Origin of the sequence: Mesorhizobium sp. INR15 (assembly GCF_015500075.1) — a bacterium.
Lineage (GTDB): Bacteria > Pseudomonadota > Alphaproteobacteria > Rhizobiales > Rhizobiaceae > Mesorhizobium.
On record NZ_CP045496.1, the window covers coordinates 5,242,217 to 5,256,141 of the forward strand.

A 13,925-nucleotide genomic window follows, 5' to 3' on the forward strand; every position below is an offset into this window, starting at 1 on the left:
GCCGTCCAACCGCACCTGCCTCATCACCGAAATATCGCCATAAACTATTACCATCAGACGCAATCCGATTTATCGGTTAGAAAAGCGCAACTCACTGGGCGGCTGAGCATGCGGATCAAGATCATCGGAACCGGGCGTGCGTTGCCCGCTCAATGCTTGACGTCGCGCGATATCGAGAAGCAGTTGGGGCTCGTCCAGGGCCGGATCGAGGCCGCCACCGGCATCGTCGAACGCTATGTCTGCGAGGGGGAATCGCAGATCGACCTTGCCTGCGCGGCGGCACGGTTGGCACTTGCCGAGGCCGGGATCGAGGCCAATGCCGTCGATCTTGTCGTCGGCGGCTGCGGGGTGCCTTACCAGCCGCTGCCTTCGACAGCGCCGCTGGTCATGCAGAGGCTGGGGCTGGCCGACGGCTCGGCCGCCGCCTTCGACGTCAACAGCACGTGCCTTGGCTTCCTCACCGCTTTCGAGACCGCCTCCCGCATGATCGAGGCGGGGCAATGCAAGACGGCGCTGGTGTTCTCGTCGGAGATCGCCTCGCGCGCCCTGCCCTGGAAAGAGCAGCCCGAAATTGCCGCGCTGTTCGGAGATGGAGCGGCGGCCGCAGTATTGCGCAAGGCGACCACCGGAGACGGAAAAGTACTGGCCAACCTGATGCGCACCTATCCCTCGGCTTATGAGGCCTGCAGCATCGGCTCAGGTGGTACGCGCTTCGATTTCCATCGCCAGCCTGAGGAGTTTTCCCGGCATTCGCTGTTTCACATGGATGGCAAGGAGCTGTTTCGGGTGACGTCGCGTCATTTCAACAGCTTCGTCAGCGATCTGCTGGCACGGGCCGGCTGGCGGCATGAGGATGTCGACCTCGTCGTACCGCACCAGGCAAGCCCGTTCGCGCTGGCTCACATGGCGCGGCAGACCGGATTCGCCAGGGAAAAGCTGGTCGACATCGCCTCGCATCACGGCAACCAGATTGCGGCGTCCATTCCCTTCGCGCTCGACATCGCGCGCCGGCAGGGCCGCATCCCGCCTGGCGCAAAAGTGTTGTTCCTTGGAACATCGGCCGGCGTGTCATTCGGCGGCATGGCGCTGGAGGCTTGATGGGACGCGTGCTCGTCACCGGCGCCAGCGGCTTTCTCGGCGGCCATGTCATGACGCGGCTGGCGGGGTCAGGCATGCCGGCACTTGCACAAGGCCGCGAACGGCAACGCTGCGCTGCGCTTGAAACGGCAGGCCACGAGGTGGCGCAATTCGATCTGTCGCAGCCTTTCGATACGGCAACCCACCGATTGCTTGGTGACGTCGACATGATCGTCCATTGCGCGGCGCTCTCCGCTCCCTTTGGCCAACTGGCGGATTTCGAGACTGCCAATGTCACGGCGACTAGCAATCTTGTCGATTTCGCGCGCGAGCAAGGTGTGCGCCGTTTCGTCCATATCTCTAGCCCTTCGGTCTGTTTCGCCTATCGCGACCAGCTGGATGTCACCGAGGACAGTCCCCTGCCCGATCCGGTCAACCACTATGCCCGCACCAAACGTCAAGCCGAGCAGATCGTGCTGGCGGCACCCGAAATCGGGCCGGTGGTGCTGAGGCCACGCGGCATCTACGGCGCCGGCGATCGTGCACTGCTGCCGCGCCTGTTGCAGGCTGCACAGCGGCGGCCCTTGCCGGTTTTCCGCGACGGCAAGGCACGCATCGACCTCACCCATGTCGATGATGTCGTCGATGCGGTGGTCGCAGCGCTCTCGGGCGGGGGCGGCGCCGAAGGCCAGATATTCAACGTCTCGGGCGGCGAGGTGCTGCCGGTGCGCCACATCGCCGACGCCGCATGCCGGCGCGTCGGCGTACAGGCGCAATGGCGGAAAACGCCGCTTTGGCCAGCAATGTTCGCGGCCGGCGCGATGGAGACGGTGGCCTTGCGGCTGCCGGGCCGACCCGAACCGCCTGTGACTCGCTACGGTCTCGGTCTGTTTGCCTATGCCCAGAGCCTCGATATTTCCAAGACAAGCAGCATCCTGGGCTGGACGCCGAAAGTATCATTTGAAGAGGGGCTCGACCGCACCTTCGGCAAGGGCGACGGCGCCTGGAGGACAGCCGCGTGAAGATCGTCTTTGCCAACAGCGCCTGGGTGACTGCCGCCGAACGGCTGATCCTGCGTGGTGGCAGTTGGCGGAGCGTCCGACTGCGGGTCCGCTATGGGCTGATCATCCATCCGCGGGTCGGCCCTGTGCTCATCGATACCGGCTATACGCCGCACGTAACCAGTGGCGCCGATCGTGGTGCGACGCTGCGCCTCTATGGCGCAATGCTCAAGCCAGAGCTCAATCTGGCCGGACAGCCGATACCGGTGCTGGCGCGCTTTGGCCTTGCGCCGCGCGATGTGAACGCCGTCATCGTGACGCATTTTCATGCCGATCACATCTCCGGCCTGTCGCAGTTTCCCAACGCCCGCTTCATTGCCAGTGATGCTGCATGGTCGCGGCAGAAACAAAAGACCGCCTGGCAGAATTTGCGCCATGGCGTGTTCCCCGAGTTGTTTCCAGCCGATTTCGAAAACCGGCTGGACGGATTGTCAGCGAAGCGGCGGATAGCGGCGCGAGGCGACATCCCTGGCGGTGCCGATCTGTTCGGCGACGGCAGCGTTGTCGCGGTCGACCTGCCTGGCCACGCCGACGGCCAGTTCGGACTGCTGTTTCCTCAAATGGATCGCCCCCTGCTCTACGCCGTCGATGTGCAATGGTTGCTCAAGGCGCTGGCCCAGAACCGCACGCCTGGTTTTCCGGCACGGCTGCTGGCCGAGGATTTCGCGGCGATCGAACCAAGCAGCGCAATCCTGCGCCGTTTCGCGGCGACGGGCGGCGATGTCGTGTTCTGCCATGACCCTGAGGTGACACCCTACGACCTGCCCTCGGTGGGCGGATGAGCGGGCTGGGTGAAGCGATCGGGTCGTTTGCCGTTACCCAATGGGTATCGCGCAAGAGCCGCAAGGGCTTTGAGCGCTGGCAAGCCCGCGCCTTGCGCCGCTGGCTCGACCGCGACTTGCCACGCGCGCGGTTCTACGGCAAGGCGCCGCGAGAGCTCAGCGACTTGCCGGTAACTGACAAAGCCCAATTGATGGCGAATTTCGACGGCTTCAACATCGCTGGCGTGTCGGCTCGCGATGCCTGGGCCGCCGCTTCCACTGACGGCAGGCTTGGTGAATTGACCGTTGGCGCCAGCACCGGAACATCGGGAAACCGCGGGCTTTTCGTTATTTCCGAAGCCGAGAAATATCGCTGGCTGGGGACGATTATCGCCAAGGCCATTCCGGATCTGTTGTGGCGCCGGCAGCGCGTTGCGGTGATCCTGCCGCAGAACACCGGCCTCTATGACAGCGCCCGCCAATCTGGCCGCGTCGACCTGCGTTTCTTCGATCTCAGGCTTGGACCTGAGCACTGGCGCACTGCGCTTGAGGACTTCGCGCCGACGGTGATCATTGCTCCGCCAAAAATGCTGCGTCACTTCGCGGTCAACCAATTCGCGATCAATCCGCTGCGCGTCTTCTGCGCCGCCGAGACGCTTGACCCGGTCGACCGCCCGCCGATCGAGGCGTTCTTTCGCCGCCCCCTCGACCAGATTTACATGGCAACCGAAGGTCTGTTCGCGGTGACCTGCCGGCAAGGCGGACTGCATCTGGCCGAGGATTCGGTGCTCTTCGAATTCGAGCCGGCTGGCGACGGACTGGTGACGCCGCTGGTCACCGCCTTCCGCCGCCAGACACAAATCATGGCGCGCTACCGGATGAACGATCTGCTGCGCCTGTCATCCACGCCGTGCCGGTGTGGCTCGCCGCTGCGCGTGGTCGACGAAATCGTTGGCCGCATGGATGATGCCTTCCGTCTGACCTCTGCGCGCGGGCCGATCCTGGTTACGCCTGACGTCCTGCGCAACGCGGTGCTGAAAGCCGACCGGCGTATCGACGATTTCAGGCTGATACAGACCGCTCGCGAGACCGTCGAATTGCGCCTTTTGCCGGACCTGCCCGACGAGGCGGCAATGGCCGCGCTGGAGGCGGTGCGCGCGTTGCTGGCCTTGCGCCAGGCAACGGTAACCGTCGAACTCATACGCGCGCCGATGCCATTGGAAACTGATCGCAAATTGCGCCGCGTCGAATGCCGGCTGCCGCATGAGGCCGCGCCATGAGCCAGGCAGCTGTCGCGACCACGGAGCAGAGCCTTCAAGCGGATCGGGTTGAGAACAATCCGCGCAAGGTCGAGGCCTTCGCGCGGATTTTCAACGAGATTCCCGTGCGCGGCCTCATCCGCAATCTGACGGTCACCGTCGAGCCGTTCGAGGTCGCCGGCCGCGCCTTTCCCTTGACGCTGAATGACAGCCGCGAGGCACCCAACTGCTACATCTGCTGCCCGTCCAGCGCCTATATCGACTATGCCATCGACGAGACCCGCAATTTCAGCTCAAGTCCCTGGCTGCAGCGAGCCGTCCGCGCCCTCGTCAGCGCCTGCGCACCCTTGGTCAAAGCGACCGGCCTCGACCATCAGGTGCAGGTCAACAACTGGCTTTTTTCGACCAATCCGGTGCCGTTGCTCGACCGCCAAACGATCGCAGCGATGCGTGCCGAGCTTACAGCGCGGTATCCAGATCGCGCCGTGATCATCCGATCGCTGAACGGGATCGCCGATCCCTCGACCATCTCGGCCCTCAAGGCAGAGGGTTTTCGCATGCTGGCGGCGCGCCAGATCTACATTTTCGCCGACCGCAGTGCAGCACCGCCGATGACGCGCGACATGAAGCGCGACCGCGCCAAGCTGCGCACTACACCTCTGCAAATCATCGGCAACGACGACTTCAGTGAGGCCGATTACGCCAGAAGCGAAGACCTCTACAACCTGCTCTATCTCCGTAAATACACGCCGCTCAACCCGCACTACACAGCGTGCTATATCGGCGAGATGCACCGCCGTGGCATCTTGCAACTGGCGGGCCTGCGCGACCATGCCGGCCAGCTCGTCGCCGTCACCGGCCTGTTCGAGAACGGCGCGACGCTGACCCAGCCGATCGTCGGCTATGACACAAGCCTGCCGGTCAGCGATGGGCTTTACCGCATGGTCATGGCGATGGCGCAGGATCACGCCACGGCGCGCGGGCTGTTCTTCAACATGAGTGCCGGTGCCGCCGAATTCAAACGCCGTCGCGGCGCTGTGCCCGACATCGAATACAACGCTGTCTATATCGGGCATCTGCCGCTTCGCCGACGCGTTGCGGTGCGCGCCATGGAAACCCTGCTGGCGTTGATCGGCATCCCGCTGCTTCGGAGATTCGAGCTTTGACTAGGGCCGCTCACAAGGATTGCTGGCAGGCCGTGGCACTTGCCGCCGATGTTGGCCGCAGGCCGAAGCGCATCCTGTTCGAAGGCGCACCGGTCGTGCTGTTTCGTTCCGACAAGGGCATCGCCGCGCTGTTCGACCGCTGCGCGCACAGGCTGGTTGAATTGTCGACCGGCAAGGTGGTCGGCGGCGAGATTGAATGCCCCTATCACGGCTGGCGCTATGACGGCGAAGGCCGCTGTACCGCCATTCCCGGCCATGTCGGCGAGTTGCCGCGCTACCGCGTGCGCCGCTACAGCGCGATCGAACGCGACGGCGTGGTGTTCATTTCTGCTGGCGCACCCAATAGCGAGCCCTATCTCCACTGCATGCAAAGCCAGGATGTGATCGTGCGGCGCGTGCACAGTTCGACACAGTCGACGGTGATCGACGCGGCGGAAAATATTCTCGACGCCACCCACACGCATTTCACCCACAAGGGCCTGCTGCGGGGTTTAAGCGCCAAACGCCACATTGTGCGCGTCGAGGTGACCGGCGGCGAAGGCTGGGTGGAAGCCTGCTATACCGGCGAAGAGCGCCAGCAAGGGCTGATCAGCCGGCTGCTGGAGGGCGAACGGACGAAAACCATCGGCCGCTTCCGTCATCCCGGGATCGCCGAACTGGAATATTGGGGCAAAGGCGGCCTGGCGCTGGCGACAACCTTCCATCTTCGCCAGGCCGGCGAGAACATTGTCGAGGGCGTCGGCTGGCTGATCGGGCCGCGCCAAGGTGGGTTGGGTCATCTCATGGCGCTGGCTTTCAAGCCGCTGTTCAACATCGCCTTGCAGCAAGACCGCAAGGTGCTGAAGTCAGCGAGCGACAATGCACGCCATGCGCCGCAGGCGTTGCCAGTGATCGGCCCGCTGGATTTCCTGCGCCGCGACATCGCCGCCATCATGGCCGGCGAAATGCCGCCGGCAGCCTTGGAACCGCGTGTCCATCACATCGAGCTTTGAAGCGGCCCGTTCCACTCAATGTCCCTTGTTGACGCTGCCTGCAAGCTGATGCGTTCGCGCATTGCCGTGCCGGCGACCTCGGCTAGGGCGTGCCATTGCGCCCGTTTGGGCGCGGGGTCGCCCGACCAGTCCAGAAGTTCATCGGCGTCGTGCAGCGCATGGCGGAAGCGACCAATCCCGCCGGAGCGCAGCGCCGCAGGCAGGCCATACACCCACATCGCAAGCCGTACCGTCTGGGGCCTGGTCACGTCAGGTTTCACGTCACCGCCTTCAAACAGGGCCGCCGCGAAGGCTTGTGGATCGCGGAAGAAATGCAAACCGCTGACGGCGCGTGGATTGCATTCCAGCGGCAGCACGGTGCCGTCCGCTTCGCGCATCAGGTCGAAGGAAATCTGCCCCGTCCAGCCTGTGCCGGCGACGAAGGTCTCGACGAAGCGGCGCGCAGCGAGGTCCTCCACCAACTCGAACCAGATGCCGGCGCCCTTGCCGGCCCGGTAGCGCGAGCGATAAAGCGCCAGCGCCTTGAGCTTGCCGTCGCGCGCCATGGCATAGGCGCTGATCTCGTCACCGGCGACGAACCGCTGCGCCACCCACGGGACAATGGGTGTAGGACTGATGGTGTCGAGCGCGCCCGATGACGGGCGCAGCAGTATATGGCTGGCGAAACGCGACCAGACCGGCTTGAACACCAGTTCGCCAGCACGGCTGCGTACCTTCTCGAGGTCGGCATCGGATTGCAGCAGCGTCGTTTCCGGCACCGCGAGATCAAGGCTATGCGCCAGCTGGACGAATGCATGCTTGTCGTGAACCCTGGCCAGCAAGTCGATGTCGGGCGCAAACAGACGGGCTGACATCGCGCGGTCGCGCCAGATATGGCCGAGGTAGAAAATCTCTTCGCAGGTCGGGATAACCAGATCGACGCCTTGCCCGCGCACAAGCTCTTCGACGGCCTGTGCATAGGCCTCTGGTGCAAAGCGCGGCGGCGGCAGACGATGATACGAAGCACAAGCAACGCTCGATGCCGCGATCGGATTGGCTGGGGTATCGGCCAGGATCACACGGCAGCCTGCACCATGCAGCAGGCGCGCCAGATGCAGCGCTACCGGCGCCCGCGCTCCAGTGACAAGCACGGAGCTATTGTGCATCGACAGCCTGCTTCAAGGCCATTGGCCGGCCCAAGGCTCAATTCACGCCACGTTTGCCGCGCCTGGCCTTGGTGGCTCCAAGGCGTACTTCCACGGCCTTTTCGATCTCGCGCTTGAGCTCGTCCTTGATCGCCACCGTCTCGGTCATCAAGGCGTCGATCTTCATGAAATCGAGCACCCGGTATTTCGACACCGCCGGCCTGACCAATATGTCCGGCCGGCATTGATTGAGTTTGTTGGCGATGATCGATTGCATCATCAATTGCGTGGCGCCGAACATCAGGTCGACCGTGGTCGGCTGCTTTTTATCGGCTTCCTCCGGTGCGCCGACCACATCGACACCGATGATGATGTCGGCGTCTTTCTCGATCAGGTCGAAGGGAACTGGGTTGTAGATGCCGCCGTCGATCAACAGCCTGCCGTCGCGCGTCACCGGGCGAAACACCGCGGGAATGGCGGCCGAGGCCGCCAGTGCCGAATGCAGGTCGCCATCGCCGAACACCGCGAGCTTGTGGCCAAAGAAATCCGTCGCCGTCACTTTCAGCGGGATTTTCAGCTCGGCGAAAGTTTCGGGAACCGCCTCCGGCAGAAAAGCCTTGAGGATGCGCTCGATGTTGAACTGGCTGACCCTGATGCCGCCCTGCATCGCCTCGGCAAAAGTACCCGGCCGCGCCCGCCACATGCGCGTCGCCACTTCGGCGCGGCGGCCGAGGATCGAGCGGGCATAGTCGTGAATGTCCTTGCCGGCCATGCCCGACGCCATGCCAGCGCCCATGATGGCGCCAATCGACGAACCGGCTATGGCAACGGGCTTTATACCCAGTTCGTCCAGCGCCTCGATGACATGGATATGCGCCAATCCCCGCGCGCCGCCGCCGCCAAAGGCGATGCCAAAGCTTGGGCTCATCCCTTGCCGGCCTCCGCCAGTTTCGGCCCGACGACCATGATGGCCGGCTCGGTCGTGAGCAGCTTCCTGGCCGCGGCCTTCACCTGGTCGAGGGTCACCGCGTTGATGAACGCGCCGCGGCGCTGCATGTAGTCGATGCCGAGATCATCGAGTTGCAGCTCGACCAGCGTCGCGGCGATGGCGCTGGAGGAATCCAGATTGTTGATGGCATAGGCGCCGATCATGTATTTCTTGGTGGCGGCGAGTTCGGCCTCGGTCGGACCCTCGTCGGCCATTTGTTTCACCACATCGCGGACAAGGCCCAGCGTTTGCGCCGCCCGGTCCGAGCGCGTCGCGGTGGTGATGATCAGCGCTGTGGCATGATCCTGATTGATCAGCGATGAGGAGACGCCGTAGGCCAGACCGCGCTTTTCACGCACTTCCTGAAACAGGCGCGACGTGAAAGTGCCGCCGCCGAGAATTTCGTTCATCAGCACGGCGGGAAAGAAATCCGCCGCCTTGCGCTTCACGCCGGGATAGGCGAGCTGCAGCGAGGTCTGCGGCAGGTCGTAATTGACCTCGAGATGCTGTGCCAGTTTTGGATCGATATCGGCCACCGGCCGCAGCGTCGGCTGTTGCGGCAGATCGCCGAAAACCATGTCGAGCTTCTTCTTCAGCGTCTCGGCGTCGATGGCACCCACCACCGCGACATGCAGGCCCCCACGGGCGAAAATCGCCTTGTGGAAAGCCCTGATGTCATCAGGCGTAATCGTGGCGATGCTCTGCTTGGTGCCCTGGTCGGAGCGCGCATAGGGATGCACGCCATAGATCGCCTCGGCCCATTTGGTCTGGGCGATCGTGTCAGGGTCGTTCTCTCCGGCGATGATGCCGGACAATATCTGGGCGCGGATGCGATCGATCGGCGCCTGGTCGAAGCGCGGCTCATTGACCGCCATCCGCAGCAGATCAAACGCCTCGTCACGCTGCTCGGCCAGCATACGCATAGAGCCGTAGACGCCGTCGCGCGTCTCCTGGAAGCTCATCTCGGCACCGGCATCATCCAGCTTGATCTGGAATGCGTCGCTGTCGAGTTTGCCGGCGCCCTCGTCGAACAGACCGGTCATCAGATTGGCCAGGCCCTCCTTGCCCTGCGGATCCTGCGTCGAGCCGCCGCCAAAGACAAAGCGTATGGCGACAACCGGCACGGAATAGTCCTCAACCAGCCAGGCTGTTATGCCCTTCGAGGATGTCACGGACTGGATGTTCATCGCGGCGCGCGCGGAAAGCGCCGGCAGCGCAAGAAACAGCACCGAAAGCAAGAGGGTGGTCACGGCGCGCGCACGGGGGATGCTGAAATGCGTCATCATGTCAGTTCCCCGCCTGGGTTTGCGGCAAGAGATAGCCGGTCGTCGAACGATCCAGCACCAGATAGCGCTCGGCAACGGTCTTGACCTCGTCGGTCGTGACCTTGCGGATACGGTCCGGCCATTGCTGGACATCCTGCACATTGCCGCCGGTCGCCAGGGTCGAGCCGTAGATGTTTGCCATCGAATCCTGCTTGTCGCGGGCGAAGATCATCGAGCGGACGAAACGATCCTTGGCCTTGTCCAGTTCCTCGGCTGTGACACCATCCTTGGCGATGCGCGCTATCTCCACGTCGACCGCTGCCTCGACATCGGCAAGCTTGGCATCACCGCGCGGCGCGCCATAGACAGTGAAGTTGGTGGCGTCGAGCATCGTGCCCTGGAAGTAGGCGCCGGCACTAGAGGCAATGCCTTGCTTGACCACCAGCTGCTGATAGAGCCGGCTACGGTTGCCTCCGCCCAGGATCTCGCCCAGGAGGTCGAGGGCTTCGGCTTCACCCGGTTTACCCGTGTGGTAGGACGGCACCACCCATTGCGTCGAGAAGCTCGGCACGCTGACGCGGGCGTCGGACAGCGTCACCGTGCGCTTGGTGTTCTGTTCCGGCTCGACGGGGCGGACCCGAGGCGGCAGGTCAGGTCCGCGCGCCACTTTGCCAAAAGTCTTCTCGGCCAACGCCCTCACGGCATCCGGCTCGACGTCGCCGGCCACGATCAGCACGGCGTTGTTGGGCCGATAGTATTTGTCATAAAAAGCGGTGGCGTCGGTGCGGTTCAGCTGTTCCATCTCCTGCATCCAGCCGATGACCGGGATGCGATAGGGCTGGTTCTGCCATAGCGTGGCGTCGACTTCCTCGTCGAGCACGGCTTCCGGATTGTTGTCGATGCGCGAGCGGCGTTCCTCAAGGATGACATCGCGCTCGGTCTTGATGACATCGTCGGTGAGAATGAGGTTGCGCATGCGGTCCGCCTCAAAACTCATCATCTGTTCGAGTGCCGACGGCGCCACCGTTTCGTGAAAGGCCGTGTAGTCATAGGACGTGAAGGCGTTGTTCGAGCCGCCGATGTCGGAGACCGCACGGTCGAACTCGCCAGCCGCATGGTTGGTCGTTGCCTTGAACATCAGATGTTCGAAGAAATGCGCGATGCCGGACTTTCCCGGCGGTTCGTCGGCGCTGCCGATCTTGTACCAGACCATGTTGGTGACGATCGGGGCGCGATGGTCGGGGATGACGACAACCTCCATGCCATTGTCGAGCAGGAAGTCCGTCACCTTGAACTCACTCACCTTGCTGTCCTTTGGCACGCTGTCAGCCAGCACAGGACTGGTCACCGCAAGCGCCAGCGACGTCGCCAGCAAGGTTGTTCGCAGCCATTCAGCCCTGGAAATCATCAACGGCTCCGGTTTTTCTGGAAGACGATAGGCAGGCTCAGAGAGACAAGCAAAGTGAATTGTTCGTCATGTGGCCGTCAAAGGAGGCCGGAAAGAGGCCATCCCGGCGTCGCGAGATTTCAGACGGCCTCTATAAAGCGGATGACGGTTTCGCCATAGCCGCGCTCATCGAGCACCGAAAAGCCGGGACCTGGCTCGAAGGGCGCCGTGGCTGCCTCCTCGACCACGCAGAGCGCGCCGGGACGAAGCCAGCCGCCAGCTTTCGCCGACTGCAGAGCGAGTTCGCCGAGGCCCTTGCCATAAGGGGGATCGGCGAAGACGAGGCCGAACGGCGCAAGCGTGCCGGCCTCGCCCAATGCGGTGGCGTCACGGCGGAATATCTTGGTGCGTCCGGTCAGGCCGAAGGCTTCGACATTGTCGCGGACAAGGCCACGGCCTTCCGCCGATTCTTCGATGAAGACGCCATAGGACGCGCCCCGCGACAGGGCTTCGAGGCCGAGAGCGCCGGTGCCCGCGAACAGGTCGAGCACGCGCGCGCCGTCCAGCTTCCCGGCGAAGCGATGCGCCAACACGTTAAAGACGGCCTCTCGGGTTCGGTCGGTCGTCGGTCGGATGGCACTGGTACGGGGCGTCGCCAGCGGACGCCCGCGAAACTCACCGCCGACGATCCGCATTGTTTCCTCTTGGTCCCTTCGGGCCGCTGCGTGGCCGATCACCACCCTCCGGACGGTCTCCGCGCGGCTTGCCAAACGGCTTGGCGCCATCGGGCTTTCCCCGCGCTGGCTTGCCGGGTCCTGGCTTGAAAGACGCCTTGCGCGCCTTGTTCTCGGCTGTCTTGGCTGCTTCGGCTTCCGCCCTGCCCTTGCCGATCGGACGGGCGCCCGGCGCCATCCAGACATTGGCCTTGCGCTGGCCTGGCGGCTCGATCGGCTTCTGCTCGCGTTCGGATTTCTTGCCGCCAAAGCCGCCACGGGGCTTGTCGCCAAAACCGCCGCGTGGCTTGTCGCTGCGTTCGCCGAAAGACCGCTCCGGCCTCGGCCCACGCTCGCCAAAGCTCTTTTCCGGCCTGGCGCCTCTGTCGGGGCTTGTCGACAGTTTGCCCAGCGCTTCGTCGCGGCTGCCTTCACGGCGCTTGCGGTTCTTGATCAGCCCGCCCTCGCCGATCGGACGGCGCTCGCCGTCGCGGGTGAATTTCGGCCGCTCGGGCTCTTCTTCGCGGATCTCGGTGCGCCGCACCGGCTTGTTGGAAAACGGCTTGGTGATCTCGGCATCGAAATTGGCGCCAGATTCCTCGACGAGGCGCTCGCCGAGTTGATCACGCAGCACCCTGCCCTTGATCTCCAGCACATGGCCTTCGGCAAGATCGTCGAGCTGGAACGGACCATAGGAGATGCGGATCAGCCGCGTCACATCGAGGCCAAGCGCACCCAGGATGTTCCTGACCTCGCGGTTCTTGCCTTCGCGCAGGCCGAGCGTCAGCCAGGCGTTGGAGCCCTGCTCGCGATCGAGCGTCGCCTCGATGGCGCCATAGAAAACACCGTCGACAGCAATGCCTTCACGCAGGCCGACCAGCGCGCTCTCCTCGACCTTGCCATGGACGCGCACGCGATAGCGCCGCAGCCAGCCGGTGGCTGGCAGTTCGAGCACGCGCGACAGGCCGCCATCATTGGTGAGCAGCAGCAGGCCTTCGGTGTTGATGTCGAGCCGCCCGATGGTCATCAGCCGTGGCAGATCGGTCGGCAGCACATCGAAAACGGTCTTGCGGCCCTCGGGATCACGGTTGGTGGTGACGACACCGGCAGGCTTGTGGAACAGGAACAGCCGTGTCCGCTCGATCGGCGGGATTTCCATGCCGTCGAGATGAATGATGTCGCCAGGCATGACGTTGAAGGCCGGCGAGGACAGAGCCCGGCCATTGACCTTGACGCGGCCAGCCGCGATCAGCTCCTCGGCGTCGCGCCGCGAAGCGAGACCGGCACGGGCCAGCCGCTTGGCAATGCGCTCGCCGGCTTCTTCAGCAGCCTCGGGGGGACGTGGGCGCGGCTTGAAGCCACCGCCCGATGCCTGCGGACGATCGCCACCGAAATCACGCTTGGGGCGATCCGCGAAATCCCGCTTTGGATGATCGCCGCCGTCGCGTGGTGCACGATCGGCAAAATCACGCTTGGGGCGATCGAAGCGCTTTTGGCTATCAGCGGCACCTGGACGGTCCGTGCGTGGCTTGAAATCACGCTTCGGCCGCTCGCCATCAGCCGCCATCGGCCGGTCGCCACGCGGCGCATAAGGCTTGCGCGGCCCTTCGCGCTTTTCGTATGGCTTGCGTTCACCTTCGGCCGCCATCGGACGATCGCCGCGCGGTGCGTAAGGCTTGCGCGGCCCTTCGCGCTTCTCGTACGGCTTGCGCTCGCCTTCGGCCGCCATTGGACGATCGCCGCGCGGTGCGTAAGGCTTGCGTGGCCCTTCGCGCTTCTCGTAAGGCTTGCGTTCACCTTCGGCCGCCACTGGGCGGTCGCCACGCGGCGCATAGGGTTTGCGTGGACCATCGCGCTTTTCAAATGGCTTGCCGTCGGAGCGGGGCCCCTTGCCAGATGGCCTTGCACCAGCCTTGAAGTCGCGCTTCGGCCGTTCGCCGTCGGCTGCGATTGGCCGATCGCCACGCGGCGCGTAAGGTTTTTTCGCGCCGAAAGATGGCTTGCCGCCTTTGCCTGCTGCACCGTCGCGGCCACGCGGCCCCGCCGATTTCGGGCCGCTTTTGCGCGGAGATTTCTTGTCGTTGTCGTCCATGTGGCCTTTGTCCGTTTGCGCTGCTACAGCGTGGCGCATC

Annotated in this window: 12 protein-coding genes; 6 read left to right on the forward strand and 6 right to left on the reverse strand. The window is 64.0% G+C overall.

Annotated features, from left to right (window positions below; genetic code table 11):
- The first annotated feature begins 108 nt into the window (after nt 1–108).
- Genes GA829_RS25600 through GA829_RS25625 form a run of 6 tightly spaced genes read left to right on the forward strand, consistent with a single transcriptional unit; the run spans nt 109 to nt 6,316 of the window.
- Entirely contained in the window at nt 109–1,098 is a 990-nt protein-coding gene (locus tag GA829_RS25600) for a 3-oxoacyl-ACP synthase III family protein (protein WP_195175368.1), read from the forward strand.
- Nucleotides 1,098–2,099, forward strand: coding sequence for an NAD-dependent epimerase/dehydratase family protein (locus GA829_RS25605; protein WP_195175369.1), 1,002 nt, complete (start codon nt 1,098–1,100; stop codon nt 2,097–2,099). Before GA829_RS25600 ends, GA829_RS25605 begins: the two co-directional genes overlap by 1 nt.
- The gene (locus GA829_RS25610; protein ID WP_195175370.1) at nt 2,096–2,920 is read left to right on the forward strand and encodes an MBL fold metallo-hydrolase; all 825 of its coding nucleotides are present in this window, start codon (nt 2,096–2,098) and stop codon (nt 2,918–2,920) included. Before GA829_RS25605 ends, GA829_RS25610 begins: the two co-directional genes overlap by 4 nt.
- The gene (locus GA829_RS25615) at nt 2,917–4,179 is read left to right on the forward strand and encodes a F390 synthetase-related protein (RefSeq protein ID WP_195175371.1); all 1,263 of its coding nucleotides are present in this window, start codon (nt 2,917–2,919) and stop codon (nt 4,177–4,179) included. Before GA829_RS25610 ends, GA829_RS25615 begins: the two co-directional genes overlap by 4 nt.
- On the forward strand, nt 4,176–5,324 hold the full coding sequence (locus GA829_RS25620; protein WP_195175372.1) for a GNAT family N-acetyltransferase: 1,149 nt from the start codon (nt 4,176–4,178) through the stop codon (nt 5,322–5,324). Before GA829_RS25615 ends, GA829_RS25620 begins: the two co-directional genes overlap by 4 nt.
- On the forward strand, nt 5,321–6,316 hold the full coding sequence (locus tag GA829_RS25625; RefSeq protein ID WP_195175373.1) for a Rieske 2Fe-2S domain-containing protein: 996 nt from the start codon (nt 5,321–5,323) through the stop codon (nt 6,314–6,316). The genes GA829_RS25620 and GA829_RS25625 overlap by 4 nt, the downstream gene beginning before the upstream one ends.
- On the opposite strand, the gene GA829_RS25630 is transcribed toward GA829_RS25625, so the two are convergent.
- From GA829_RS25630 to GA829_RS25655, 6 genes are all read right to left on the reverse strand, one after another.
- The gene (locus GA829_RS25630) at nt 6,301–7,461 is read right to left on the reverse strand and encodes an ATP-grasp domain-containing protein (protein ID WP_195175374.1); all 1,161 of its coding nucleotides are present in this window, start codon (nt 7,459–7,461) and stop codon (nt 6,301–6,303) included. The two genes, GA829_RS25625 and GA829_RS25630, sit on opposite strands and share 16 nt — an antisense overlap.
- A 37-nt stretch (nt 7,462–7,498) precedes the next feature.
- Nucleotides 7,499–8,368 (reverse strand): patatin-like phospholipase family protein, encoded by an 870-nt coding sequence (locus GA829_RS25635; RefSeq protein ID WP_195175375.1) that lies wholly within the window; start codon nt 8,366–8,368, stop codon nt 7,499–7,501.
- Nucleotides 8,365–9,714 carry a M16 family metallopeptidase gene (locus tag GA829_RS25640; RefSeq protein ID WP_195175376.1) on the reverse strand — a complete coding sequence of 450 codons (1,350 nt, stop codon included), beginning with the start codon at nt 9,712–9,714 and terminating at the stop codon, nt 8,365–8,367. Before GA829_RS25640 ends, GA829_RS25635 begins: the two co-directional genes overlap by 4 nt.
- A gap of 1 nt (nt 9,715) precedes the next feature.
- Nucleotides 9,716–11,101, reverse strand: coding sequence for a M16 family metallopeptidase (locus GA829_RS25645; protein WP_195175377.1), 1,386 nt, complete (start codon nt 11,099–11,101; stop codon nt 9,716–9,718).
- Between the two features lie 119 nt (nt 11,102–11,220).
- Entirely contained in the window at nt 11,221–11,775 is a 555-nt protein-coding gene (rsmD, locus tag GA829_RS25650) for a 16S rRNA (guanine(966)-N(2))-methyltransferase RsmD (protein ID WP_195175378.1), read from the reverse strand.
- Complete coding sequence (locus GA829_RS25655) at nt 11,756–13,885, reverse strand: pseudouridine synthase (protein ID WP_195175379.1); 2,130 nt, start codon at nt 13,883–13,885, stop codon at nt 11,756–11,758. The genes rsmD and GA829_RS25655 overlap by 20 nt, the downstream gene beginning before the upstream one ends.
- Nucleotides 13,886–13,925: the final 40 nt, after the last annotated feature.

Coding starts and splice junctions, on each gene's coding strand:
- GA829_RS25640 (WP_195175376.1), bottom strand. CDS start 9,714: ATGATGACGCATTTCAGCATCCCCCGTGCGCGCGCCGTGACCACCCTC.
- GA829_RS25620 (WP_195175372.1), top strand. CDS start 4,176: ATGAGCCAGGCAGCTGTCGCGACCACGGAGCAGAGCCTTCAAGCGGAT.
- GA829_RS25605 (WP_195175369.1), top strand. CDS start 1,098: ATGGGACGCGTGCTCGTCACCGGCGCCAGCGGCTTTCTCGGCGGCCAT.
- GA829_RS25645 (WP_195175377.1), bottom strand. CDS start 11,101: ATGATTTCCAGGGCTGAATGGCTGCGAACAACCTTGCTGGCGACGTCG.
- GA829_RS25600 (WP_195175368.1), top strand. CDS start 109: ATGCGGATCAAGATCATCGGAACCGGGCGTGCGTTGCCCGCTCAATGC.
- GA829_RS25655 (WP_195175379.1), bottom strand. CDS start 13,885: ATGGACGACAACGACAAGAAATCTCCGCGCAAAAGCGGCCCGAAATCG.
- rsmD (WP_195175378.1), bottom strand. CDS start 11,775: ATGCGGATCGTCGGCGGTGAGTTTCGCGGGCGTCCGCTGGCGACGCCC.
- GA829_RS25630 (WP_195175374.1), bottom strand. CDS start 7,461: ATGCACAATAGCTCCGTGCTTGTCACTGGAGCGCGGGCGCCGGTAGCG.
- GA829_RS25615 (WP_195175371.1), top strand. CDS start 2,917: ATGAGCGGGCTGGGTGAAGCGATCGGGTCGTTTGCCGTTACCCAATGG.
- GA829_RS25635 (WP_195175375.1), bottom strand. CDS start 8,368: ATGAGCCCAAGCTTTGGCATCGCCTTTGGCGGCGGCGGCGCGCGGGGA.